Genomic DNA, 25419 nt, shown 5'->3' with positions numbered 1-25419 from the left:
TGCCACGGCCAGCGGCCGTCAGTAGTGCGTACCGCCGTCGATACGGATCTCCGTACCGGTGATGAACGCGCCGTCCGCCGACCCCAGCATGGCCACCACCCCGGCGACCGTCTCCGGGCCCGCGAAACCCTGACCGAGTGCGGGGGCGAGCTTCATGAAGAGGGACATGTCGGCATCTTCGGGCAAGCCCGGCCCCGTGCTGGCCCGGCTGGCGCCGCTGCCGTCGGTCATCCCCGACGCGATCGAGCCCGGCTGTACGGCGGTGAAGCGGATGCCCCGCTTGCCGTACTCGGCGGCGAGCGCGTGGGTCATGGACTGGATGCCGCCCTTGCTCGCCGCATAGGCGGCCATGTACGGGTGGGCGAACGCGGCCGAGGTGGAGCTGAAGTTGACGACGGCCGGGCCGTCGCCTTCGAGCAGCGCCGGGATGGCCTCGCGGATCATCAGGAAGGTGCCGGTGAGATTCACCGCGACGATCTTGTTGAAGTCGGCGAGGCTCGTCTCGTGGGTGTGCGAGGAGCGCAGGATGCCGGCCGCGTTGACCAGGACGTCCAGGCCACCGAGGGCGGAGACTGCGGCGGCGACCCCGGCCCGTACGGACGTCTCGTCGGAGATGTCGACGACCAGCGTGGTGAGCCGGTCCGCATGCACGCCCGCCTTCTCGACGGTGTCCTTGAGCCCGGCCTCGCTGACGTCGGCGGCGACGACCCGGCCGCCCTCGGCCAGGATCCGCAGCACGGTGGCCTGGCCTATGCCGGAGCCACCGCCGGTGATCAGTGCACGGCGGCCTGCGTAACGCTCCATCTGTCCTGCTCCCGTATATGTCGATCTCGGTAACACTCTTCTTGCACGGTACGCCTAAGTGGCACGATTTGCCACTATGGCCATTCATGCATCCTGGCTGCTGGGGGACGTAAGCTTGCCGGGTGAGCACCCAGCAGCCCCTCTCCCTCACCGAGCGCCGCAAGGCGGCGACCCAGCTCGACATCGCCCGCGCAGCCGCCGAGCTCTTCGCCGAACACGGCCCCGACGCCACCACCGCCGAGGCCATCGCCCAGCGGGCGGGGGTCGCGCTGCGCACCTTCTACCGGTACTTCCGCTCCAAGCAGGACGCCGTCGCCCCGTTGCTCTCCAGCGGCGCCGAACGCTGGCGGTCGTTGCTCGCCGAAGCCGACCCGTCGGCCCCGCTCGCCGAAACCCTGGAGCGAGCCGTCACCGAGGCGCTGGCGGTCCAGGACGAGGAAGGCGCCGAGCAACTGGACCGCACCCGTGGGCTGTTGCGGGCCGGCGCCTCCGACTCGGCGCTGCGGGCGGTGTGGTACCGGGTCAACCAGGACTCCGAGGAGCGCCTGGTGCCGGTCCTCGCCCGGCTGGCCGGCCCGGACGCGGACCCCCTGGAGGTACGGCTCGCGGCGGCAGCGGCGACCGACGCGATCCGGGTGTCCCTGGAAACCTGGTCCGAGACGGACGCCCCGACCACGGGCCCCGGCTCCCCGGGCGCGCTGGCGGTGCGGTGCCTGCGTGAACTCACCGGCGGGATGCGGTTGTTGGGGCACTGAGAGGGACCCCGGACCTGCAGATATCGGCAGCGTCATGAACACATCGCGCCATCCCCAGAATTAGGGATACCGGGGTCTCCTGAGCACTTCTAGCCTGGTGTGGCCAGTTCTTGCACGGTCCTTGTACGGGGGATACGTACCGCCGCACCGGGCGGATGAGGGGAACACGCCGTGGCACACACGTCAGAGGTCGCCGACCATCCGCAGTCCGTCATCTGGGACATCACGTACGCCTGTCCGCTGCGCTGCACGCACTGCTACTCGGAGTCCGGCAGGCGGCCCTCGCGGCAGGTGGGCCACGACGACATGCTCCGGATCGCCGACGCGATCATCTCGCTGCGACCGGATCTGATCACCCTGGCCGGTGGTGAACCGCTGCTGGTCAAGGGCATCTTCGAGGTCGCGGACCGGCTGACGCAGGCGGGTATCCCGGTGATCGTGTACACCGGCGGATGGACGTTCCAGCCGTGGATGGTGGACGAGCTCGCGCGCGTATGCCACCGGGTCGTGGTGAGCCTCGACGGTCCGACGCCCGAGGTGCACGACCGCATTCGCGGCCGGGTCGGATCCTACGCGCGGGCCATGGACGCGCTGACCCTGCTCGACGCGGGCGCGCGCAGGCAGCGCGAACAGGGCCGCCGCCCCATCGAGTTCGGCATCGACTGCGTCGTGGTGCGCAGCAACGCGACGCGGCTGGACGAGTTCTGCACCGACATCGCGCCGCGCTTCCCGGAGTTGCGGTCGATCGACTTCGGCGCCGCGATCCCGTCCGGGCTCGGCAGCCGGGCCGGATTCGTCGAGCACGAACTGCTCTCCGACGAGCAGGTCGCCTGGCTCGCGGGCGACGAGCACCACCGCCATCTCCAGTCCCTCGCGCCCTCGACCGTACGCATCCACACCACCAGCAACGTCGAGCTGCAGATGAACCCCACTCAGGTGCAACGCGGGCTCGACTTCCAGGCGATCCAGATCGAACCGGACGGCCAGGTGCGGGCCATGCTCATCTACGAGGGCACGGTCGGCAGCCTCCTGGAGGAACCGGCGGACGTGCTGTGGCACCGAGCGGTGGAACGCTGGACCGACCCGTTCATCATCGAGGCACTGTCCCACGCGGGCACCATGCGGGGCTGGGCCGAGGCGGTCCGGCGCATCGACTACCACTTCGGTTCGGACGCGGTCCGCGCCCGGATCGACCGCCGCCCGGTGTTCCCCATACCGACCGCACGCTGAGTCAGTGCGCGGCACGCCGCCCGTACACATACTCACCGACTCGTCGCCGCCACAGCCGTCGGCGACGCTCCCCACGAAGACAGTGAGGAGGTGAATCCCCATGGCATACCCGCCGCCGCGGCCCCGTTGCGACTCCCCCGAGTAGTACCGGCACGCCTGCACGGACCGACGTACGTTGAGCAACAGGCAGGCCACTGCACCGAGCCACGGCCCCACCGAACCGGGGACATGGGCGGTGTCAGTGGCCTGCCGTAGGGTTTTGTCCCATGACGATGCTTATGACATACGCAGGACCTGGCGAGGCCGATGCCCTGGTCACACGCACAGGAGGAGTCCCGCTGGGCCCGGCGGGGACGGCGTGGCCGAGCTGCACGGAATGCGACGGGCCGATGCAGTTCCTGGCGCAGATCCTGCTGGACGGCCAGGGCCGCCCGGTCACCCAGGACGACACCACCGCCGACCGTGTCATGGCGATATTCATGTGCCAGAACGATCCCGGCATGTGCGAGGAGTGGAGTCCTACGGCAGGCGGCAACCGGGCCCTGCTGTTCGCCTCGGACGGCTTGCAACCCCTGCCCACACCCGAAGTTGAGCCAGATGATGACGAGGACGTGCTCCACCTCGGGGCCGTCAACGCCGTGGCCCTGGCCCCCTTCCCCTCCGCCGACTACGGCAGCGCACGCGAGGAATGGGCCGGTCTCGGCGACAGCGACCTGAGCAACGTGCTGGGGCAGCTCGGTGGCGAGCCCGACTGGCTTCAGCACCCCGAGACACCCATATGCCCGGCCTGCACACACCCCATGGGCTTCGTCGCGCAGTTCGAGGAGGGCCCCGACCACACGACGGCCATGAACTTCGGCGGGTGCGGCTCGGCGTACGCCTTCAGCTGCGCACCCTGCGCTCAGGCCGCCTTCCTGTGGCAGTGCTGACCTGCGCATATATCCGGTGAACCACTCGGGACGCCGTGCTACCTTCCAAGAATTTATCCCTAACGGCCTGACGGTCTGACGCCGGACGGCCCCACGGAAGGCATGCCATGGACATCCCGTCCCTCCACAGCCGGTTCCTCGCCGATGCGCTCCCCCGGATCCAGCGGGACACCCGAGTCACCGGTGTCGCCGTCGCGGGGTCGATCGCGGTGGGGCGGCCCGATGTCTACTCGGATGTCGATCTGATCGTGGTCGTCGACGACGAGGCGTTCGGCGCGGTCATGGCGGACCGGCTCGGGCTCATCGGCTCGTGGACCGACCTCGTGGCGGGGTTCACCGGTGAACACGTCGGCGAACCCCGCCTGATCATCACGCTCGTCGGGCCGCCGCTCCTCCATGTCGACTTCAAGTTCGTACGGACCTCCGACTTCGCCGAGCGCATCGAGAACCCGGAGATCCTGTGGGACCGCAGCGGGGGCGGCCTGGCCGACATGCTCGTGGAGCAGCCCCTTCCGGACCGGTCGCTCGACCTCCAGTGGATCGAGGACCGGTTCTGGATCTGGGTGCACTACGGCGCGACGAAGCTCGGCCGCGGTGAGCTCTTCGAGGTGATGAGCTGCCTGGGACACCTGCGCGAGGTCGTCCTCGGGCCCATGGTCGCCCGGCGCGTGGGTGAACTGCCCCGTGGCGTACGCCAGCTGGAGTTCATCGCACCGGACGAGGCACGCGCGCTTCAGGCGACCGTGTGCGGTTACGACCGGCACGAGGCGGGACGGGCGCTCCTCGCCTGTGTCGAGCTGTACCGGCGATGGCTCGACGACTCGGGCGCGGCCGTCGAACACCGCCGTCACGCGGAAGAGCTCTCCTTGCAGTACCTCAACGACGTCATCGGACAGGCGAGTTGATGTCGTCGGCGAAGTCGACAAGGACCTTGGCCAGGTCGTCCGCCAGCTGACGCGCTTCGGCGACGGTGAGCAGCGCACCCCGGTGCGCCAGCGTGCCGGTGAGTTCGCCCTCGTGTTCAGTGAGCGTCACCGTGAGGCCGAACTGCTTGTCGTGTTCCGCCAGCGACTCGGCGACCACCGGGGTCAGTTCGGCTCCGCCGAGCCGCGCCCGGCGGCTGGTGCGCGTGTTCATGTTGAGGATGATGTCGGCGAACGGGCTGCGCCCATCCCGCCGTTCCGCGCCGAGGTGGTCCATGACCTCGGCGAAGGGCGCGCGGCTGTGCTCGAAGCCGTCGAGCGACGCCGACCGCAGCTGCCGCAGTACGTCGGCGAGCACGGCGCCGGGGCGGAGCGTCGAACGCAGGATCACGGTGTTCATACAGGGGCCCAGCACACCGGCGAGCCGGCCCTGGCTCAGGCCGCGGTTGGCGATCGGCGCCTCGAACGTGATGTCGTCGCGGCCGCTCCACCGGTGGAGCACCACCGCCAGTGCGGCGGCCGCCACCATGAACCAGGAGACACCGCGCTCGGCCTGGACCGGCTGGAGCCGGCCCAGCAGACCGGGAACGGTGGCGATGGCGACGGTCCCCTCCTCCTGCGGCGTGGCGGACGTCTCGACGTCGAGGTATGCCGGGGCGCCGGACAGTGCCTCGGCCCAGTACCGCAGGTCGGCGGCCCATGCCCCGTTCGCCTGCTCGGCCTGCTGCGCCGCGACGAACTCCCGGTACTGGACGGCCGGGGGCTCCACGGAGCGGCCCTCGCGCACGGCCGCGTAACAGCGTTCCAGCTCGGCGAGCAGGATCGGGATCGACTCGCCGTCGACGACCTGGTGGTGCACACACATCAGCAGGGTCTGGCCCGCCGCACCGAGATCGGCGACCGCCACCCGCAGCAGTCGACCGCTCCCCAGCTCGAACCGGCGCTCCGCGGCGTCCGTCAACCAGGCGGTGATGCCGTCGTCGCAGCGTTCGACGTCCCGCAGATCGAGCTGCTCGATCTCCGGCCGCCACGGTTCGCCCACCTGCTGCACCAGCACGCCGTCGCGCTCGACGAACCGCGTACGCAGGATCTCGTGCCCCTCGACCAGCGCCGCCAGCGCCTGACCCAGCGCCTCCGGCTCCAGCCCCCCGGGGGTCCTCCAGGCCAGACATACGTTGCCCCGCGCGGTCATGTCGGACTGCTCGATCAGCCAGATCCGCTGCTGGAAACTGCTCGCGGGCAACTCGTTGCCGTCCAGGCCCGTGGCCGGGTCGGCCCGCGTCTCTTCGACAGGTACCGGGACAACCGCCGCCAGGACCTGCTCGGTGAAGTCGCGCAGGCGGGGATACGTGAACAGGGTCCGTATCGGGACCTCCATGCCGAACTGCCGTCCGGCCCGGATGGTCAGTGCTTCCGCCAGCAGGGAGTGCCCCCCGAGCTCGAAGAACGAGTCGTCCGGGGTGATGCCGTCGATCCCCAGCACCTCCTCCCAGACCGCCGTCATCTCCGCGAGCTCCGCGGCCATGCCGGACACGGTCCCGGCCGACTCGATTGTCAGGTCGGTGGGCGGCTCAGGAGTGGGCCGACCGGTGATGTCGCCCAGAACCGGCGCCAGTGCCGCCTCCGGCCCGGCCGCGACGGTCTTCAGGATCGCCAGATAGTCCTCGGCCAGTTCCGCCACCGCTGTCAGCCCCACCGAGCCCGTGGGGTCCTTCCACAGCACATGGGTGCCGCCGCTGTCCTCGCGGACCATCACCGCGAGCGTGTACCCGGCGGTGCTCTCCATGGCCATCAGGCTCAGCACGCACGACGTGTCCCCGGAGCGCAGTTCGAACCGCTGGACGTCGACGTCGTCGCGCTGTCCGGCGTGCCAGTACTGGAACAGCGACTGATGGGTGTACGCACGGGCCTGCGGGCCGGTGAATCCCGCCTCGCGCATGATGGCGGGCAGCGGGAGCTCGCCGTGGCCCAGGGACTCCTTGACCGCGGAGCGCAGGCCGAGCACCACGTCCGTATAGCGGTCGGTGGCATGGAGTCGGTGCCGGATCGGCAGGGGGTTGACGAAGTAACCCATCTTGTCGTGGAGCGAGGGGTCGGTCCGGCCGTGGAACGGGATGGACACCAACAGGTCGTCCGCGCCGCTGTGCCGACGCAGCACGGCGAAGTAGGCACCGAGCAGAACAGTGAAGTAGGAGCAGCCCAACTCGCCTGCTCGCTCCCGTAGTTGGGATGCCAGGTCGGCGGGCACGTCCGCGCTGAACATGGTGTAGCGCGACTCGGCGTCACGGTTCGGGGGCAGGACGCGACCCGGGGCGCCGGAACCCAGCGCCCGCTTCCAGTAGGCGCGGTGCGCGTCACCGGTCGCCGTGTCCATGAGCTCGCGGGACCGGTGGGCGAACGCGGTCAGTGCCTCGCGGTGGTCGGCCGGACGCAGTTCCTCACCGGCGTACGCCCTGCGGAACGCGTCCAGCATGATCAGTACGGAAGCGCCGTCGAACACCAAGTGGTGCACGACGAACAGGAGCGTGGGGTACTCCGGCCCGCGCAGGACGTACACCCGCGCCAGCGGCCCGGACCGCAAGTCGAACGGCTCCTGCCACGCCTCGCGTACCGCCTCCGTGACCTCGGCCGTCACGGACCGCTCGATCACCGGGATGTCGGGGGCCTGCCCCCAGTGCAGCACCGGGCCGTCATCAGTGCGCGCGACGTGGGCCCGCAGCTGGGGGTACGCCTCCCCCACCGCCGCCACCGCCTGCCGCAGGCGCGCCACGTCCAACTCCCCCCGCACCACGAACGGCAGCGGGATGATGTGGCTCAGCTGCTCCGGCTCCAGTTCCCAGGCGATCCACATCGCCTCCTGGCCGACGGACAGCGGGATGCCTTGCTGGGGGACAGTCATGGGTTGCTCTCCTCGATGTAGGCGTCGGTGGGCGTTCAGAGGTCGGCCAGTGCCCGGCGGTCGGTCTTGCCCGACAGGCTCAGCGGCAGTTCCGGCAGTTGCACGAAACGCGCCGGCACCATGTGCGCAGGCAGCACCGCGCGTGCCCGCTCGGCCAGTTCGGCGCCGACCAGCTCGGTGTCGGCCGTGAAGTACGCGGTGAGGAGCCGGCCGCCGATGCGGCTGCGGCCGTTCACCACCGCCGCGTCCCGGACCTGCTCCAGCTGCCGCAGCGTCGCCTCGATCTCGCCCAGTTCGATGCGGAATCCATTGATCTTCACCTGGTCGTCGGCCCGGCCCGCGTAGCAGTACGCGTCGTCCGCCGTACGGGTGGCCAGATCGCCGCTGCGGTAGAACCGCCGCGCCGGCCCGCCCGGCAGGGACAGCGTGCGGAACCGCTCCCCGGTCAGCTCGGGACGGTCGACGTATCCGAGCGCGACACCGTCACCGGCCACCCAGATCTCTCCGGTCGCCCCGCGCTCCACGGGCGCGTACCGCTCGTCGAGCACCTGGATCTCCCAGCCGCGCAGCGCCTCGCCGAGATCGGTGGCGAAGTCCCCGTCGCTCCCGACGGCGTCCAGTTCGGCGTCGTCGAACGGCCTGGTGCTGACGAACACGGTCGTCTCGGTGATCCCGTACGTGTTCACGAACTGGCAGTCGCCGGGCACAGCTTCCCGCCAGGACCGCATCGCGGCGACATCCACGGACTCCCCGCCGAAGATGACCCGCCGTACGCTGACCGGCGCCTGCGCCGACTGTCCGACGGCGGCGGTCAGATGGCGGAACACCGACGGCACGATGCTCATCACGGTGACCCGTTCCCGTACCAGCAACTCGGCGGTGGCGCGCGGGGAGAGCGCGGTCTCGGCGGGGACGATCACCAGAGTCGCCCCGCTCGCCAACGCGCCCCACATCTCCCAGACCGAGAAGTCGAAGCAGTACGAGTGGAACAGCGTCCACACATCACTGCCGTCGAAGTCGAAACGCTCGCACACGGCCTCGACCATGGCGACCACGCTGCGCCGGCGCACCTCCACACCCTTGGGGCGGCCGGTCGAGCCCGAGGTGTAGATGACGTACGCGGTCGCCTCCGCGTCGGGCTGCGTCGGCCGCCACCCGGGAGAGGCCGTCGACCAGTCCATCCGGTCCACCCGTACGGTGACGTCGGCCGACAACCCCTCGGGCAACTCCCGGTCGGTCAGGATCACCGACAGTCCGCTGTCGGCAGCCATGAACTGAAGCCGCTGGACGGGATAGGCCGGATCGAGGGGTACGTATACGTGCCCGGCGGCGGTCACCGCGAGGACCACCGCGACCAGGTCCACCGTGCGGCCGAGGTGAAGTCCGATACGTATCGGAGCACTGGCCGGGCACTGCTCGCGGATGGCCGCGACCAACACGCCCACCCTGTCCGCCAGTTCGGCATAGGTGAGGGTCTGACGCCCGTCGCGGACCGCCGGGTGATCGCCCCCGGCCGTGGCCATCCGGTTGCTGAAGAGTTCGTACATCACTGTTCGCTTCCTCGTAGCCGTCAGATGCTGATACGTACGCGAAGTCGCCGCAGCCAGGCGTCGACTTGCAGGACCATCTCCACGTTGGCCCGCCCGTACCAGCCGCCCCGGTCGAGGAGCGCGGGGTCGGCCACGATCTTCTCCACGCCCGGGGCGTCGATCAGCGGACGGACCGGGGCCGTCGAGTCGTCGAGGAGGGTGCGCAGCCGCCGCACGAGAGCCGACTTGTAGCTGTCGGCATATGTGATCGGGTAGGGCACCTTGGGCCGGGTGAGCACCGACTCCGGTACGAGGTCCTTGGCGATGGTCCGCAGGATGCTCTTGCCGTGCCCGTCGAACGACTTCATCCGCGCCGGCACGTTGTAGAGGAAGCCGACGAGCCGGTGGTCCAGGAAGGGGAAGCGGAGCTGGAGTCCGGCCATGGCGGCCAGCCGCTCGGAGTGGTGGACGGCCTGTTCCAGGAGCCGGGTCATGGTGAGGTAGTCCGCCTGCCGGCCCAGCCGGTCCAGCGGGGAGTCCTCGCGCAGCCCGGGCACCTCCGCGCTCGCCTCCCGGAACAGCCGGTCGCAGTAGCCCCCGACGTCCACGCCGCGCAACAGCTCCGGGTCGAACAGGCCGGTGCCGATGCCGTGCTCCATCCCCCAGCCGCGGGAGCGCTCGATCCACGGGAACGTGGCGAACTCATGGCCGTCGTCGGCGCGGAAGCCGAGGCTGCCGAACACGGTGTCCGCCGCCTCGCCGCTGAGGGCCACCGGCACCTGCCCGGCCACCTGTCGGCTGAACAGGTACGGCGTGATGTTCTTGTCCCCGAACGGCGAGGGGTGGTCCTTGGCCGCCAGGACCGCGGCCAGCGTCACCGGGTCGGACAGTTCCTCGGGACGTACGGTGATCTCGTCGTGGCGGCAGTTCCAGAACCGTACGACGTCCAGGGCGTACGGACGGTCGGGGACCGCCGCCGCGGTGTCGCCGAACGCCACGGTGAAGGTGCGCGGTGCCAGGCCGGACGTGCTGGCGGCAAGTCCCGTCAGCGCACTGGAGTCCAGGCCGCCGGAGAGCAGCACGGCGGGCTCGGTGCCGCGCAGTTCACCGTCCACGGCCTCGCCGAGCAGACCGCGTACACGCTCGATCGTCTGCCCCAGATCCAGCTCGTGCGGCCGGGCTTCGAGCGTCCAGTAGCGGCGGGCCGTCTCTCCTTCGGAGGTCAGATGCACGGTGTGGCCCGGCGGCACCTCGCGCAGACCGCGCAGCACGCCGTGTCCGGGGCGGCGGAGCTGGGTGACCAACGCGCACAGCCCGTCCGCGTCGACCTCCGGCGCCACGAGGGGATGTGCGGCCAGGGCGGCCACGTCGGAGGAGAACACCACGCCGTGCTCGACGGGTGAGTAGCTCAGCGGTTTGATGCCGAACCGGTCGCGGCCCAGGACCAGTTCACCGCTGCGGGCGTCCCAGACGGCGAAGGCGAAGTTGCCTTCCAGCCGCTGTACGGCCGCCGGTCCCCATCGCAGATAGGCGTGCAGCACCACCTCGGCCACACTCGGTACGGACGTCTCGCCGGAACCGGCCGCCGACCACAGCTCACCGGCGTTGTGCAGATATCCGTCGCAGACCGCGACCGCGACGGTCTCATCGCTCTGCCGTACGCGGGCCGGTTCGGCGCTGCCGTGCCAGGCCGCGTCGACACATTGCGCCAGCATGGCGCGGGGGCTGTGCCACGACCCCGTACCGTGCCGCCCCCGGGCCACCAGGTCGGCGGTCAGCCTGGCGGTGGTCGCGTCCGCGTCGCGCAGATCGCGCACACGGTCCAGCCAGCCAGTGATTCCGGACATTCGCTACCTCCGGTTCGACGACGAGTCGACTTCTCGCGCCCCGTGCTCGACGCAGCCTCACACCGGGCCCGCCGCGCGCACATCACGCGGATGAGCAGGGAACGGGTACTACGGGGAGTCCTCCGCGCCCACGGGCAGGGTCAGGTTTCCTTTGAAGTAGCCGCACATGACGTCGGGGTCCCAGCCGCCCATCCAGAACTCGACCGTCCAGGGTGCGTCCGTGTCCACCTGCACCCCGTCGAGGAGCTCACCGGCCGCGACGGCCCTGCCGGTGAGCGGGAACCGGAACTCCTCGATCGCGGTCATGTTCACCACGCGCTCGTTCCCGGGCTCCGCGAGCCCGATCTCCAGCTCGCGGATCCTCTTCTCCATGCCTGCGCGGCGTACGGGATCCGTCTCGCGGGTGAGGTCGTCGACCAGCATCCGATGGCGCTCGATGCGGTGAGCCAGCGGATCGGCGATCCCGGTGGCGGCGCGGACCAGCTCCGGGTCGGTACGGAACACCCGTCCCCCGAACTTCTCCAGCTCGGCCCGGGGGATGCGGTGGACCGGGAGGTCGTCCGGCCCCTCGGACCACATCACCATCTGCCGCTCGATCCGTACGCCGGGCGAGCCGATCCGCAGATGGAACGGGACGATCGGCTCCCGGCCCGCGAACGTGAGCACGGTGTTGCGGTTTTCGAAGACCGGGTCGCCGAGCAGGTCGACCTCGGCGCCGATCAGCGCCGGGAGCGCGACGCCGTCGAGTACGGCAGCGGTGACGCTGACCCCGACGGGCGGCATATGGCTGCGCCATACCTCGGGGCGCGGGTCGTTCAGGACGATGACACGGTCGAGGTCGGGCTCACCGGCCAGCGCGAAGGTGCTTCCGCTCACCCCGCGCAGCTCGTCCGTCGGATCCGGATCGGTGGCGAGCCGGCACATGAACCAGCCCCCGAAGTCGAGCCGGAGTTCACGTACGCGCATGGGAAAGCCCTTCGTTCGGCTGGTCGGCGAAGCGGCCCGCCACGAGTCCGACGTTCTCCGCGATGAACGCGAGGCGCTTCTTCACCTGCGGGCTCACGGCGTCCGACCGCTGCGCCGCGTCGGCGAGGCTCCGGCTGCGGGCCGACAGGTCGAAGAGCCGTTCCGAGAAGACCTGATACGCGGGGCCGCGCTCCGGTATCAGCTGCAGACCTCGGCCGAACTCGAAGGGCGCTCCGGCGGTCGGTCCCGGTGCACCGGTGCCCGGGGAGGCGGTGAGCGCCGGGAGTTCGGTCAGGATCTCGCCGAGCGGGCGGACGAACATGGTCATCAGGGGGAAGAAGACCGTCTCCTGGACCATCTTCATCTGGGCCGGGGTGTCGTCGGTCCGGCCGTAGAAGCGCAGCAGCATCAGGACCATCAGGCCGTATCCGGCGTTGAAGACCTCCGCCGCGGTACGGGCCAGCGGTTCGGTGATCAAGTGGACGTCCGCGGCGTCGGCCGGCCGGCGGACGACGGGGTTGCACAGGGTCGGCCGGGCGGGCTCGAAGGCCCGGCCCGCCGACGCGGCGGCACGTATCTCCTCCTGGAGCTGTGCGCGCACCACCAGCAGGCGGTTGTAGTGCGAGTCCTGGGCCTCCTCCTCGGCGCCTTCGCCCTGTTCGACGATGAGGTCGATGGCTCGCATCGCGGAGGCCCTGTCGGTGACGGGGAAGGGCTCGACTCCGTACCCCGTGGCGACCGCGTCCTCGAAGACGCCTTCCGGGTCGATCACGGCGGCGGTGTCGATCTGGCGGTAGGGCGAACCGATGAAGAGTTCCTTCTCGTCCACCGTGGCGACGATCTGCCGGATCCGCTCGTAGAGCAGGCCCACGGTCAACGTCTCGCCGTCGTCCGTGCCGTCCCCGTCCGTGCCATGGATCTCGCTCAGCAGGGCCGTCGGCATCTCGTAGCGCAGGAAACGGTCCACCGTCGCCGTCGAGAACGGTTCGAGGGCGGAGACCACGCCGAGGGGGTAATAGCGTTCCGGCTGCGGGAAGTTGGGGCGTTGGAGGTAGGGGGCGGCGCCCACGGCGGTGAGCAGATTGAGCACCAGGCCGAGGTGGAGCATCTCCTCCCGGCTCAGCAGCAGCAACTGACCCTTCCACTCACGGATCTTCTCGATCTGGACCTCGTCGGCCCCGCCCTCGTCCGGCCGGGCCTTGAGGGAGAACGCGGCGTACAGATACTGCAGGCACAGCGAGTGTTCGAGCTCGGCGGCCTCGCAGAGGAAGTCGACCAGACGGGCCCGCAGCTCGGCCGAGCCGGAGCCGGGGGCCGCGGGTGCGGACGCCGGTGCGGCCGCTCGGTCAGTGGCGGACATGCGCTGCCTTTCTGGTCGGTGGGCCGAAGAGCTCGGCCGGAACGTGCGGCAGGCCGTCGAGAACGAGGTCCGCGGCCGCGTAGTCGAGGGACCGGGTGAGCGCCGTGGGCACCGCCAGTACGCGCAGTCCGGCCGCGCGGGCGGCGGCGACTCCGGCGAGGGAGTCCTCCACGGCGAGGCAGCGCGCGGGAGCGACACCCAGCCGCCGGACCGCCTCCAGATAGACGTCCGGGGCGGGCTTCTTCCGCTCGACGTCGTCGGCCGTGACGACGGTTTCGAACACGTCCCGTACGCCGTGGCGTTCCAGGCACCCCAGGACCCAACTGCGGGGCGCGGCCGAGGCGACAGCCGTCCGGATGCCCTCCCGCCGCAGCCGGTCCAGGGTGTCCTGGACTCCGGGCATCAGGGGGACGCGGTGCGGGACCAGCGACTCGTCCCACAGTTCGGCCAACCGCTTCAGCATCGCCTGCACGGCGTCCGGCCCGTGGCCGGTCCGCTCGGCGAGTGCGGCGAACAGTCCCGGATACCCGTCGGTATATCCGCAGACTTCCCCCGCCCACGCCTCGGCGGACAGTTCGGCGCCGTATTCCCGGAACACCTGTGAACAGGCCTCGAAATCAGGGGTGATGGAGTCGACGATGACGCCGTCGTGGTCGAATATCACCGCCTCGACGAATCCGCTCGGGTCATGTCCGACGCGCACGGCGATTTCCTTTCCGCTCGGTGACGGAGGGGCCTGCTGCGCCGTCGCGGCGACCTCCCCCTCAGGGTCAACCATGCTTGTGCTCCGCAGGATTGACGCACATCCCCCAGGCGGACAGAGGTTGCCGGCCCCCGCACGCGGACCAGTGGCTACTCGACCGGGTGATGTGCCACCGGTCGACGCAGGGCCACGATCTCCTGCACGAAGGGGACCTGGAATTCGCACCCCATTATTGGGCAAGGAGTGGTGAGGACGACGGAAATGACGGTTCATCAATCCCGCTTCGCCCCTCCCTTGCCGGGATCTGCCGAATGGGTCGAGGGTGTCCTCTCCACTCATTGGGATGTGTCCCGGAAAGGCAGCCGTCCGGTTCCGCTGACCCATGGCGGAGAAGCACCGCTCAGCCACACGGCCGGGCTGTGGCGGACCACGTACGGCGGGCGCGACCACGTGTTCAAGGTCCAGCTGAACCTCGACGCCGTGCGCGACGCCCGCTTCCACCCGCTCAAGCAGCAGATACTTCAGCGGTGTCTGCGGGCGGGCGTTCCGGTGCCGCTCGCCGTGCCGACCAGGGCCGGTGAGCCCATGGCCCGCCGGAACGGGCACGTCTGCGAACTCATCCCGCTGGTGGCCGGAACGGGATCCGCGCACAGCACATCCGCGCAGGCCCAGGCCGTCATCACCACCGGCCTCGCACTGCGCTCGGTGCTGGACGCACTCCCCCGCGAGCTCGTGCTGGGGATGGCGACGATCCCGCTGCCCGCCCTCGTCGACGAGCCGGACTGGCGGTTCGCGCTCGACGACGACGTGGACCGGCTGCTGCCGGTGGCCCGGGCACGCGGCGACTCCTGGGGAAGGATCGCCCGCGACGCGCTGGAGGGGCTGGCACTGGCCCGTCCCCTCCTGGCGCGGGCCCGTACGGAGCTGATGGCCGTGCCTGCCTCACGGCTACGAATTATCCACGGCGATCTGCACCACCACCACTTCCTCTTCGGCGCCGACGGCCGGCCGGATGTGGTCGCCGTCCTCGACTTCGACAACCTGACGGTGGGCGACCGGCTCCTCGACCTCGCGTGGGTCGCCGAGACCTCCGGTCGCGTCCGGGGTGGAGCCCGGGCCCTGCGTACGACCATGGACTCCTTCCTCTCCCAAGCCGTCGACCGGGGCCTGCTGGCCCGGGGCGAGGCGCGGCTGCTGATGCCGCTGCTCATCGCCCAGGCCGTACCGGTGGTCGTGGACATCGCCAAGGACATCCTCGAACGCGACCTCCTCAGCCCGGCGTGGACCGGCTATCTGGAACTCCTCGACACCCGTCGCCGCCTCGCGCTGCACCAGCTGCTCTCCACCGCTGCCTCCGACGAGACCGACCTCCCACGACCTAGGACCGAACATGACCGCTGAAGCGCCTTCCGGACCGCACTGGCCCGCCGACCTCGCCTCGTTCTGTTTCGAAGTGCCCTACTCCGAGGAGTCCATCCTCTTTGAACGCGCCTCGGGCATCCGGCTGTTCGACACCGAGGGACGCACCTACCTGGACGGTATGTCCGGTGTCTTCGTGACCTGTTTCGGTTACGACTGCGAGCCGATCCACAGCGCGGTGACGCGGCAGCTCGGCCGAATGGCGTTCAACCCCCCGCTGCACGGCACCAACCCGAACGCCCTGGCACTGGCTCAGGCGCTCACCGAGCTCGCGCCGCCCGGGATCGTCACCGCCAAGCTCGTCAACGGCGGTTCGGAGGCGGTGGAGGCGGCACTCCGGCTGGCCAGGCTCTACCACCGCGAGACCGGCAACAGCGGCCGCTACAAGGTGCTCAGCTACTACCACGGCTACCACGGCTCCACCTTCGGATCGCTCTCGGTGACCGGGCGCCCCGACGTCAGCCGCTTCGGGCCGGGCCTGCCCGGCGCCGTGCACGTCTGGTCCCCGGACGCCCTCCAGGACTTCCTCGGCGTACCCGAGGAAGAGGCCGGGCGGGTCGCGGCGGACCTGATCGAGCGCACCATCGAGGCGGAGGGCCCGGACTCGATCGCCGCGCTCATCGTGGAGCCGGTCATCCATCTACGGGGCATGGCCATCGCCCCGCGGGACTATCTCGTACGACTGCGGGAGATCTGCGACCGGCACGGCATCGTGCTGGTCTTCGACGAGATAGTCACCGGCTTCGGGCGCACCGGCGAGCCGTTCGCCGCGCACACCTTCGGGGTCACACCGGACCTGATGTGCGTGGGCAAGGGCATCTCCGGCGGGTACGCGCCGCTGGCCGCCGTACTGGTCCGCGAGAGGATCAGCGCCGTGCTCGGCGACGGCTCGGGGCCCGTCTCCTTCGCCCCCTCGCACACCTACGCGGCCAATCCGCTCGCCGCGGCGGCGGGCCTCGCGGCGGTACGGCTGTTCACCGAGGGCGACTTCCCGGCGCGGATCACCAAGCTCGCCGGGCACTTCGAGCCGGCCCTGCGCGACGCGGTGGGAACGCGCGGCCAGGTCCGCGCACTCGGGCTCCTCTACGGCGTCAGACTGTCCGGTCCCGACCAGGAGGACGGGGCGAGCCTCGGTGAACGGGTGGCCCGGGCGTGTCTGCGGCGGGGGCTCATCATCCGGGGTCAGGACGACTGGGTCGTGCTGGCGCCGGCGTTCGTCACCACCGAGAACGAGGCCGACGCCGTGTGCGGGATCCTCGCCGAGGCGCTGGACGAGACCTGCGGGCCCCGCTGATGGGCGCTCGACTGGCGGACTTCGAACGGGCCGTCGTCACCTCCGCGCCGCATCTCACTCCCGCCGAGAGCGCCGTGGTGCAGCGGGAGCTCTCCGAGCTGCGTGCCCTCGGGCTGCGCGACGGGCTGCTCGCGACCATGCGTCGGGTGGCCACCGCCGTGCCGGACCGGCTGTACGAGGACAGCGCCGAAGTCCTGCTGCGTATGCACGAGATCGCGGGCTCGGGCAATCTCCAGAGCTGCCTCTCCTCACTGCCGACCGTGCGCGCCTGCTTCGACCTGGGGCTGATGGCGTCGTCCGGTGTCGGGGCACCTGCCGATCTGATCGTCGGGCGCGGGCACATCGCGCCCAGCTTCTACGCCGAGCAGTACGTCCGGGGCACCCTGCCGTTCCTGCCGCTGGCCGCGCTGCACCAGGGCGGGCTGACCGGTGTGGTGCACCAGGACTGGGGTTTTCGCAACACCATGCGCTACAGCCTCGGGGTGGGACTCGCCCAGGCCGTCAGCCGCGCATGGGAGGTGAAGCGCCGGGGCGACGCGCGCAAGGTGGTGTGCCTGGCCGGGGACGGCGAGCTGCACGAGGGCGTCACCTTCGAGTGCGTCCGTTTCGCCGACGAGGCAGGACTCGACAACCTCGTCATGGTGGTCGACGCCAACGACAAGGGCATCGAGCCGCTGCTCAAGCCGCTCAACCGGGACTACCTGCGCAGCTACTTCCGTACGGTCGCCGAGATCGACGGCCGCGACTGTGCCACGGTCCGGGCAGCACTGGCGGACCTGCTCGACGCGCCCGGCCCGACGGCCCTGGTGTGCCGCACCCACAAGGACGGCCACAGCTTCCGGCGCCCGGCGACTTCCGCGGTGAAGCCCTCTTTCGCCGCCACCGGAGGTCGCCGACTCGCTGAGCTGCGGCAGCGCTCCGGGCGCGAACTCGCCGTCTTCACCGCCGACTTGGCGGCCAGGTTCGGGCTGCCCGGTCAGGTTCCCTATCAGAACGTGGGTCTCGCCGAGAGTCTGAGCATCGGCCTCACACTGTCCCTGCCGGCCGAGCACCTGAAGGTCGTCGCCACCGACGCGATGTACTACATGGACTCGCTCAGCATGCTCACCGAGGCCTCGACCAGCGTACGCAACCTGCTGGTCCTCGCCGGTCGCAACTGGGCGGCCTGGGGCGGCTCGGCCAACGCGTACAACCTGCTCGGGCTCATCGCCAACACCCGTGTCTACGAGCCGATCACCGCCGCCGAGTTCCAGGCGTGCACGGACCGGCTGGAGCGCCTGCCGTCGACGGTCCATGTGCTGAGCATGGTCGACGCCCGCTTCGAGGAACCGACGGTGGACTGCTCGGCGGACATCGACGACGGGGTGTGGCTCGACGCGCCGGAAGCCGACGACGTCGATGTGGCCGTGGTCAGCTTCGGATACGCCAGTACGCTCGTGGCCGAGGCGAACGCGTCGCTCGGGATTCCCCATCTGCACTGCGCGGCGCTCAACCCGGTACTCCGCGAGGAGCTCGTGGAGCGGCTTTCACGGTTCCGCCATGTCCTGTCGGTCGAGTACAACGGCGTGCGCGGCGGGTTCGGCGAGTGGCTGCGCAATCGCTACCTCCTGCCCGTGGCGGTGCACGGTGTCGAGGCGGACATCGACAACTGCGTCCACGACATCCAGCTCCAGCGGCACGGTATGAGCCCCGCGCAACTGCGCGACCTGCTGGTGTCGTTCGGGAACAGCGAGGAGGCGCGCTATGCGATTGCACGTACATGACTACACCTCGGTGAACGTCTCCGGCATCCTCGACGGCGCGGTGCTGATGCACCAGGAGATGGCACGGCTGCTCACCGCTCGCGGAGACGTGGTCCTGCACGACCAGACCTTTGGCCCCGACTGCCTGGCGCAGGCCCGGGACGGGGACGTGGTCTACGCGGGGAACGGCCCGTACGCGCATCTCTACCACCTGTGGCGGGAGCGTTCGGGCGCCGGCTTCCGGATCGTCCGGGAGGTGCACACCACCTTCTGGTCCGGCTACTGGACGCAGGAGGAGCTGTGCGCGCCGCTGGCCCGGCCCGGTGATGCGGTGCTGTTCCCGAGCGAGTTCACCCGGCAGGTGTTCCTGCGTGAATTCCCCGGCACCGGGCCGGACAACTCGGCGGTGGCGTACCCGATGCCGACCCGGATGCCGCGTGCCGCGCGGACACCGACACCGCCGCTGGGCACACCGCTGCGGATCGGCTATCTCGGCGCCCTGTCCGAGGCGAAGAACTTCGACCAGGTGCTCAGGGTGTTCAAGGAGTGCCGTCACCAGTCCGGGGGCCGGGCCGAGCTCGTCTTCGCGGGCAAGCCCAACCACCCCCGCTGGGCGACGGAGAACATCCTCGCGTGGCTGGCCTCGGAGGGTGTGCCCGCCGACGCGGTCACCCCGCTCGGTCTGCTCCACCCCTCGCAGCTGGCCGACTTCTTCTCCCGCATCGACGTCCTGCTGTTCCCCAGCACCGCGTCCCGGGAGAGCCTGGGCCGGGTGGTCGTCGAGGCCCTGGCGTACGGGGTCGCGGTGCTGGCGGCGGACATCGGCCCGGCGGTCGAGCTGCTGCCCAAGCGCAACCTGGTGCCCACGGCGCTCCGCACCGGGACCGAGTTCACCATGGACCGGATCGGGCCGCTGGGGGCGGTCGACGAGGACGAGCTCGTGGCCCGTCTGCTGGAGCGGGACTACGAACCGGCCCAACCGCCGCTGAACACCTGGCCGTTCGAGGACGAGACACTATGGCGCGCGCTGGCCGGGGACCTCGTCTCGGCGCCGCTGTCCCATGACGCGACGACGGTCTCGTCGATCCGGGTCGGCAAGCGGTCCGACGACAGCCACGGGCAACTGCTCACCCGTACCGAGCAGGTCTTCCTGGAGTACTTCCAGCGCCATGACGAGGCCCTGCTCGCCCGGATCGCCGCCCATGAGAGGGCCGTCGGGCGTGCCCGGCCCGAGTTGCGGGCCATCGTCACCCGGCCGGAACGCAGCCTCGCCGACTACCGCTCGCTCCCCGCGCTGGTGGACGCGCTGGCGGTGCCCGCGCTGACCTACTCGTTGGCGCCCGGGTCGGCGGGGAGCTGAGCCCGTCCGCCTCCCCCGCCCGCCGCGCCGTCCGGCCGTGGCGGGCGGGCGGCCGTCCGCCACCTCCCCGAAGGAGTACCCATGCCCCAGGGCCCCTCGCCGGCTGCCCGGACCCGCTTGCGCCCCGGTGCCGCCGCACGCGCCTGGACACCCACCGCGGTGCGTACGGCCGTGGTCGTCGGCACCGGACTGATCGGGACGTCCATCGCGCTCGCGCTGACCGAGAGCGGGGTGCGGGTCCATCTGGAGGACATCTGCGTACGCTTCGCCCGCACCGCCGAGGCGATGGGGGCCGGCAGCGCCCGGGCGCCGGACGAGCCGGTGGACCTGGCGGTCATCGCGGTGCCACCGGCCGAGGTGGGGGCCGTGCTGGCCGCCTGCCAGCGACGGGAACTCGCCGCCTGCTATCTGGACGTGGCCGGGGTCAAGGCCCGGCCGTACGCCGATGTCACCGCGCTGGGCTGTGACACCGTCTCCTACCTCGGCAGCCATCCGATCGTGGGCGGACGGATCCCCGGCCCGCACGGCGCCCGCGCGGATCTCTTCCAGGGCCGCCCGTGGGCGGTGAGCCCGCTTCCCGGGACCGGTGACGGCGCTCTCAACGCGGCGCTTGAGCTGATCGCGGTGTGCGGCGGGACGCCGGTGGTGATGGACGCCGCCGACCACGACCGGGCGGTGGCCCTGCTGTCGCACGCCCCTCGTCTGCTGGCCTCGCTGTTGGCGGGCCGGTTGGAAGGTGCCCAGGAGGCCACGCTGCGGTCGTCGGGGTACGGGGTGTCGTCCGACGTGGCCGTGTCCGCACCCCGCGATTCTCGGATGATGCTGGACGTGCTGCGCGCCAACGCGGGGGATGTGGCCGATGTGCTGGATGAGTTGGTGACGGAGTTGGGGCGGACGGTCGCGTCGTTGCGGGCGCTGGGGGACGGGGACGACGGCGAGCGGGATCGCGCTGCGGGGTATCTGGAGGAGGTTTTACGGCGTGGGGCTGCGGGGCGGGCACGGGTCGAGAGCCGGTCAGCCGATCCGGCTCGGCGCCGGGTATCGCCGCACCCCCCGGCAGCGGTCACCTCGCTGGGACGTAACCTCCGGTGAAGTATAGCTATGTGGCTGCGGACCGCAGCCACACCGTCGTGTCGGGCGGCACCACCCCGTCGGTGACCGGCACGCTCGACAGCACGATCTCGGCGTCCGGGTCCAGCCTCAGCCCGCCCGGACCGAAGTTGACCACACACCGCAGGTCCCGCCCTCGGCGGAAACCCAGCCACTCCCCCGAGGCGGGGCCCTCCAGACGGCACGGCCCGGCGCCCTCGTCGGGATACTGGCGCCGCAACCTCAGCGCCGCCCGGTACAACACCAGAGTCGAGGCGGGGTCGGCCTCTTGGGACCGTACCGTCAGCGCGGTCCAGTCCGGCGGCTGCGGGAGCCAGGACTTCCCGGGGGGTGCGTCGGTGAAGCCGTACGGCGCCTCGTCGCCCGCCCAGGGAAGCGGTACGCGGCAGCCGTCGCGGCCGGGGTCGGTGTGGCCCGACAGCTCCCACAGCGGGTCCCGGCGTCGCTCCTCGGGCACCCACGCCTGCGGCAGGCCGAGTTCTTCACCCTGGTAGACATACGCCGCCCCGGGCAGCGCCAGCGTCAGCAGCGCCGCCGCCCTCGCGCGCCGCAGACCTTCGGTGCCGCCGCCGAAGCGGGTGACCGGGCGGACGGCGTCGTGGCTGGAGAGCAGCCACGTCACGGGAGCACCTGCGGACGCCATCGCCGCGTACGACTCCTCGATCACGCGGCGCAGCGCCGCACCGTCCCAAGGACACTCCGCGTAGGGGAAGTTGAAGACCTGGTGCAGTTCGTCCGTACGTACGTAACGAGCCAGTCGCTGCTGGTCGAACAGGACCGCCTCCCCGACCAGCACCCGCTCACCGGCGGGTCCGGGACGGCTTGCCAGCAGCCTCCGCCAGGTGCGGAACAGCGAATGCACCTCCTCGCGGTCGTAGTACGGCCTGAGGTGGTAGCGCGCGGGGGCGCGGTGCTGATCGGGGCCGGCGTCCGGTAGGCCCGGGGCCTTGAAGAGCGTGTGGGCGACGTCCACCCGGAAGCCGTCGGCGCCGTGGTCGAGCCAGAACCGGATGACGCGGTCGTACTCGGCGACCACCTCCGGGTTGCGCCAGTCCAGGTCGGGTTGGTCCGGGGTGTGCAGGTGGAGGTACCAGTGGCCGGGGTGCTCGGGCAGCCGGCTCCAGGCGGGGCCGCCGAACGCGGACCGCCAGTCGTTGGGCGGGGCCGCTCCGCCCGGGCCCCGGCCCGGCCGGACGATGTAGCGGCCGCGCACCCGGTCGTCCTCGGGCGCGGCGAGCAACTGGCTGAACCAGGGGTGCGCCCGCGAGGTGTGGTTGGGCACCAGGTCGACCAATACGCGCAGCCCCAGAGCGCGAGCCCGGGTCACCAGGGCGTGCCAGTCGTCCAGCGTGCCCAACTCCGGTGCCACGGCGGTGTGATCGCTGATGTCGTAGCCGCCGTCGGCGAGTGGCGACGGGTAGAACGGCGTGATCCACACCGCGTCCGCCCCGAGCGCGGCGACATGGTCGAGCCGGGCCGCGGCACCCCGCAGATCCCCGATCCCGTCGCCGTCCCCGTCCGCGAACGACCGCGGGTAGAGCTCGTAGCAGACCGCGTCGCGCCACCACTCGTCCCGCTCCGGCTCAGTCGTACGACCGCGCTCCACGCCCACGTGCGGCTCCTTCTCTTCGTCGTCGTCATCGCCGCAGGGCAGCGTCGCCTCGATGCTGACCGCCCGCGCCGCGCGGCACATCACTCGGGTGGGCAGTGCTCGCACCCCGCACCCCTCCCCTCAACTCGGCTTACCCGACCGGGTGATGTGGCCGGAGCGGTCCGGCGTGAGGCTGGCTTCCAGCGGCCGGACACCGCTGCCCTTCCGCTCATCGACTCGGAGGTCGTACGCGTATGAACACCCGACAGGACGGTGTGCCGCAAACGGCCGCCGAGGCGCAGGACGGCAAGGTGGTCCTCGTCGTCGGCGGCGGCCGCGGTATGGGACGCGCGGTGGTGGAGGCGTTCGCGTCGCGCGGCGCGCGGGTCGTTGTCGCCGACGCGGACCACCTGGCGTCCGCGTACAACCATTACCGCTCGACGGATGTAGGGGGATTCGAAGCGGCCGAGGAGCTGGCGGCGCAGCTGCGCGACAAGGGCTGCGAGGTCACGGCCGTCGCTGCCGACGCCGCCGACGAGGACTCCGTACGGGCGCTCCTCACCACCGTCGGCGAGCGCCACGGCCGGTTGGACACGGTGGTCAACGCCTTCGGTGTCACCCATGTCTGCCCGGTCGAGCAGATGGAGCTGGCGGAGTTCACCAGGGTCGTCGAGGGCAACCTCAACGGTGTCTTCCTGGTGTCCAAGCACTCCCTCGAACTGCTGCGGGCCGACGGCGGCGGGTCGATCGTCAACTTCTCCTCCGTCTCGGGCCGCAGCGGCTTCGCCAAGGTGGCGCACTACTGCGCGGCGAAGTTCGGCGTGATCGGGTTCACCGCGGCGCTGGCCCTGGAGGAGGCGCGCAACGGTGTGCGGGTCAACGCGGTGTGCCCGGGCATCGTCCGTACCAACATGTGGCACTACCTGCTGGAGGAGTTCACCCGGCCCGGCGAGACCGAGGAGGAGTGCTGGGAGCGGATGCGGACGATGATCCCGCAGCGCGAGTTCCAGCAGCCGCAGGACATCGCGGAACTCGTCCTCTACCTCGCGTCCGCCCGCCGCGTCACCGGGCAGGCCGTGAGCGTCGACGGCGGGATGTCGGCGCCGTGACCTCGTCGTCCGGGCTGTCGCCGGAGGACGTGTGGTCGTGGTCCGGGGCCGAACGCCTCAACTATGCCGACTTGACGGGGCCGTTGGAGCTGGTCGCCCCGGTCGGGTCCGATCTCTACCGGGTACCCGGCGTCCGGGAGATCGACGCCGTGCCCGAGGTGTCCCGGACGCTGAGCGGTGACTTCACCCTGTCCGTCCGGGTCACCGTCGACGGCAGCCGGTTCGCGGACGCGGGCGGCCTGCTCGTGCACACCGCCGAGGGCTGGATCAAGGCATGTGTGGAGCGGGCGCCCGACGGCCGGTGGTCGTTGGTGACGGTGGCGTCGCTGCCGGTCTCCGACGAAGCGGCCGGCCCCGGTCTGGCCGGCTCCACCACCGAACTCACCGTCGTACGGGAGGACCGTCGGCTGGCGTTCCTGCACCGCGAGGAGGCGACCGCCGACCGCAGGTTCGTCCGCACCTTGCGCATCCCGTCCGGCCCCGTGCGGGTGTCGCTGTTCGCCCAGGCCCCGTTCTCCCCGCGGTGCACGGCCGCCTTCGAGGACCTTCGCCTCGGTCCGGAGCCGCTGCGTGACCGCCGCTGAAACCGCCCTGCCCGTACCGGCGGGCGCCGACGATCTCGTCCGGCATGTGAGCCGGGTGTCCGCGCGCCTCGCCCGGATCGGCGAGCCCTTGGAAGCCGACGCCGCCGTCGAGGACACCCGCCGCCGCGCGGGTGAGCTGGGGTTCGAGCCGGCGGACCTGGCCGCGCAGCTGCGCAACGGCCTTGTTCAGACCGGCACCCTCGGGCCCGACGAGGCGGCCGAGTACCAGCGCAACCTCCGCGCCCTGCTCGCCGCGACCGAAGTGGCGGATCCACACCGGCCCACCCCGCCGGAACTCTTCGCCGCGTTCCACCGGATGGGCCGCGAAGTGGCATCCTCGCTGGCCAGGGCGCTGCCGCCGGATCCCGACCGTACGGTGGTCTTCCTCGGCACCGACGCGGAGTTCCTGAAGACCGTCTACGACCTGCTGGCGGGCGACCCTCGGGCGTCGGCGGTGTTCTACCTCAGCCGGCTGTCCCTGCTGAGCGAGGCCGAGCGCACGGTGCTGTCCCGTACGAGCCGGGCCGTGTTCGGCGCGGACGAGGTCACACCGCGCACCTCCGCCGGGCGGCAGCGGGCGTGGATGGACAACGGCCTGGTCGCCTCGCAACTGGCCAGGATGGTGTCCCGTACGCGTGCGGAGGCGCGGGGGTCGGTGGTCGACGGGGCATCCTTCGAGGAGTTGTTCCTGGCTCGGTTCGCCGACGAGGTGGCGAACCGAAGCGACCAGTGGTCGCGTCTGCGAGAAGGCCGACTCACCATGTTCGGCAGCCCGTTGCCGGAGACCGACGCGTTGATCCGCGCCGGTGTCGAGGACGGCCTGTTCGCCGAGCGATGCCTCGCTGCCGGACGTCGGCTGCTCGGCCGGCCGTACGGCGGACGACCACTGACCGTGGTCGACATCGGCGCCAATGGCACTCAGCCCGCGCTGCTGATGGGCGCCGTCGACGTGCTCGATGCGTCGGTCGACGTCTCGGTGCGCCTGTTCACCCCGCACCCCGATCGCTGGGGGCCGCCGGGCGTACGCTTCCAACTGGCGCGAGCCACTTCGTTGTTCGCGCTCGGCGTGGAGACGGTGAAGACCTTCGCGACGGACTACCGGGGGGCTGCCCGGGGCGCCGCGCACACGTTGGTCGAGGTGCCGCCGGATCAACGGCTGCTGGCGCATCTGAAGCATCTCGCCTTCCACCGGGCGGCGTTGGAGGTCCGGGCGGCGTCCTCGCGGCGTGCCGCCGGAGCGACGGCGTGAGGGGTGGCCATTGGTC

Annotated in this window: 20 protein-coding genes; 12 read left to right on the top strand and 8 right to left on the bottom strand. The window is 70.9% G+C overall.

What is annotated here, in order from left to right:
• Positions 1–18: 18 nt before the first annotated feature.
• The gene (locus ACT1U9_RS30320; RefSeq protein WP_444535816.1) at positions 19–804 is read right to left on the bottom strand and encodes an SDR family NAD(P)-dependent oxidoreductase; all 786 of its coding nucleotides are present in this window, start codon (positions 802–804) and stop codon (positions 19–21) included.
• A 122-nt stretch (positions 805–926) separates the two neighbouring features.
• Here ACT1U9_RS30320 and ACT1U9_RS30315 point away from each other — a divergent pair, with 122 nt between their 5' ends.
• The 4 genes from ACT1U9_RS30315 (at position 927) to ACT1U9_RS30300 (ending at position 4623) form a co-directional block, all read left to right on the top strand.
• Positions 927–1559 carry a TetR family transcriptional regulator gene (locus ACT1U9_RS30315; protein ID WP_444535815.1) on the top strand — a complete coding sequence of 211 codons (633 nt, stop codon included), beginning with the start codon at positions 927–929 and terminating at the stop codon, positions 1557–1559.
• 171 nt (positions 1560–1730) lie between these two features.
• A complete protein-coding gene (locus tag ACT1U9_RS30310) occupies positions 1731–2789 on the top strand; it encodes a radical SAM protein (protein ID WP_444535814.1) in 1059 nt (352 codons plus the stop codon).
• Between the two features lie 389 nt (positions 2790–3178).
• Entirely contained in the window at positions 3179–3718 is a 540-nt protein-coding gene (locus ACT1U9_RS30305; protein ID WP_444535813.1) for a hypothetical protein, read from the top strand.
• Between the two features lie 107 nt (positions 3719–3825).
• The gene (locus ACT1U9_RS30300) at positions 3826–4623 is read left to right on the top strand and encodes a nucleotidyltransferase domain-containing protein (RefSeq protein ID WP_444535812.1); all 798 of its coding nucleotides are present in this window, start codon (positions 3826–3828) and stop codon (positions 4621–4623) included.
• On the opposite strand, the gene ACT1U9_RS30295 is transcribed toward ACT1U9_RS30300, so the two are convergent.
• From ACT1U9_RS30295 to ACT1U9_RS30270, 6 genes are all read right to left on the bottom strand, one after another.
• Entirely contained in the window at positions 4604–7540 is a 2937-nt protein-coding gene (locus ACT1U9_RS30295) for a condensation domain-containing protein (RefSeq protein ID WP_444535811.1), read from the bottom strand. The two genes, ACT1U9_RS30300 and ACT1U9_RS30295, sit on opposite strands and share 20 nt — an antisense overlap.
• A gap of 35 nt (positions 7541–7575) precedes the next feature.
• Entirely contained in the window at positions 7576–9087 is a 1512-nt protein-coding gene (locus ACT1U9_RS30290) for an amino acid adenylation domain-containing protein (protein WP_444535810.1), read from the bottom strand.
• A gap of 23 nt (positions 9088–9110) precedes the next feature.
• A complete protein-coding gene (gene asnB, locus ACT1U9_RS30285) occupies positions 9111–10916 on the bottom strand; it encodes an asparagine synthase (glutamine-hydrolyzing) (RefSeq protein WP_444535809.1) in 1806 nt (601 codons plus the stop codon).
• Between the two features lie 108 nt (positions 10917–11024).
• The gene (locus ACT1U9_RS30280) at positions 11025–11882 is read right to left on the bottom strand and encodes a hypothetical protein (RefSeq protein ID WP_444535808.1); all 858 of its coding nucleotides are present in this window, start codon (positions 11880–11882) and stop codon (positions 11025–11027) included.
• Entirely contained in the window at positions 11869–13242 is a 1374-nt protein-coding gene (locus tag ACT1U9_RS30275) for a ferritin-like domain-containing protein (protein ID WP_444535807.1), read from the bottom strand. The genes ACT1U9_RS30280 and ACT1U9_RS30275 overlap by 14 nt, the downstream gene beginning before the upstream one ends.
• Entirely contained in the window at positions 13229–13945 is a 717-nt protein-coding gene (locus ACT1U9_RS30270) for an HAD family hydrolase (protein ID WP_444535806.1), read from the bottom strand. Before ACT1U9_RS30270 ends, ACT1U9_RS30275 begins: the two co-directional genes overlap by 14 nt.
• A gap of 345 nt (positions 13946–14290) precedes the next feature.
• On the opposite strand from ACT1U9_RS30270, the gene ACT1U9_RS30265 reads away from it, so the two are divergent.
• The 5 genes from ACT1U9_RS30265 to ACT1U9_RS30245 all read left to right on the top strand — a co-directional run bounded on the left by ACT1U9_RS30265 (position 14291) and on the right by ACT1U9_RS30245 (position 20852).
• Positions 14291–15346: a phosphotransferase enzyme family protein gene (locus ACT1U9_RS30265; RefSeq protein WP_444535805.1), complete on the top strand. Its 1056-nt coding sequence runs from the start codon at positions 14291–14293 to the stop codon at positions 15344–15346.
• On the top strand, positions 15336–16658 hold the full coding sequence (locus tag ACT1U9_RS30260) for an aminotransferase family protein (RefSeq protein WP_444535804.1): 1323 nt from the start codon (positions 15336–15338) through the stop codon (positions 16656–16658). Before ACT1U9_RS30265 ends, ACT1U9_RS30260 begins: the two co-directional genes overlap by 11 nt.
• The gene (locus tag ACT1U9_RS30255; protein WP_444535803.1) at positions 16658–18421 is read left to right on the top strand and encodes a 1-deoxy-D-xylulose-5-phosphate synthase N-terminal domain-containing protein; all 1764 of its coding nucleotides are present in this window, start codon (positions 16658–16660) and stop codon (positions 18419–18421) included. The genes ACT1U9_RS30260 and ACT1U9_RS30255 overlap by 1 nt, the downstream gene beginning before the upstream one ends.
• The gene (locus tag ACT1U9_RS30250) at positions 18402–19760 is read left to right on the top strand and encodes a glycosyltransferase (RefSeq protein WP_444535802.1); all 1359 of its coding nucleotides are present in this window, start codon (positions 18402–18404) and stop codon (positions 19758–19760) included. Before ACT1U9_RS30255 ends, ACT1U9_RS30250 begins: the two co-directional genes overlap by 20 nt.
• An 81-nt stretch (positions 19761–19841) precedes the next feature.
• Entirely contained in the window at positions 19842–20852 is a 1011-nt protein-coding gene (locus ACT1U9_RS30245) for a prephenate dehydrogenase/arogenate dehydrogenase family protein (protein ID WP_444535801.1), read from the top strand.
• A gap of 7 nt (positions 20853–20859) precedes the next feature.
• Here the strand turns inward: ACT1U9_RS30245 and ACT1U9_RS30240 are convergent, their stop codons facing one another.
• A complete protein-coding gene (locus tag ACT1U9_RS30240) occupies positions 20860–22587 on the bottom strand; it encodes an alpha-amylase family glycosyl hydrolase (protein ID WP_444535800.1) in 1728 nt (575 codons plus the stop codon).
• Between the two features lie 128 nt (positions 22588–22715).
• On the opposite strand from ACT1U9_RS30240, the gene ACT1U9_RS30235 reads away from it, so the two are divergent.
• Genes ACT1U9_RS30235 through ACT1U9_RS30225 form a run of 3 tightly spaced genes read left to right on the top strand, consistent with a single transcriptional unit; the run spans position 22716 to position 25403 of the window.
• Positions 22716–23570: an SDR family oxidoreductase gene (locus tag ACT1U9_RS30235; protein WP_444535799.1), complete on the top strand. Its 855-nt coding sequence runs from the start codon at positions 22716–22718 to the stop codon at positions 23568–23570.
• Positions 23567–24154 (top strand): DUF1349 domain-containing protein, encoded by a 588-nt coding sequence (locus tag ACT1U9_RS30230; RefSeq protein WP_444535798.1) that lies wholly within the window; start codon positions 23567–23569, stop codon positions 24152–24154. The genes ACT1U9_RS30235 and ACT1U9_RS30230 overlap by 4 nt, the downstream gene beginning before the upstream one ends.
• Complete coding sequence (locus ACT1U9_RS30225) at positions 24141–25403, top strand: hypothetical protein (RefSeq protein WP_444535797.1); 1263 nt, start codon at positions 24141–24143, stop codon at positions 25401–25403. Before ACT1U9_RS30230 ends, ACT1U9_RS30225 begins: the two co-directional genes overlap by 14 nt.
• Positions 25404–25419: the final 16 nt, after the last annotated feature.

The sequence above is a fragment of the Streptomyces sp. BR1 genome, assembly GCF_052373795.1.
GTDB lineage: Bacteria > Actinomycetota > Actinomycetes > Streptomycetales > Streptomycetaceae > Streptomyces.
The sequence above is the reverse complement of the archived record's forward strand: the minus strand, read 5'-3'. Positions and strand labels throughout refer to the sequence as shown.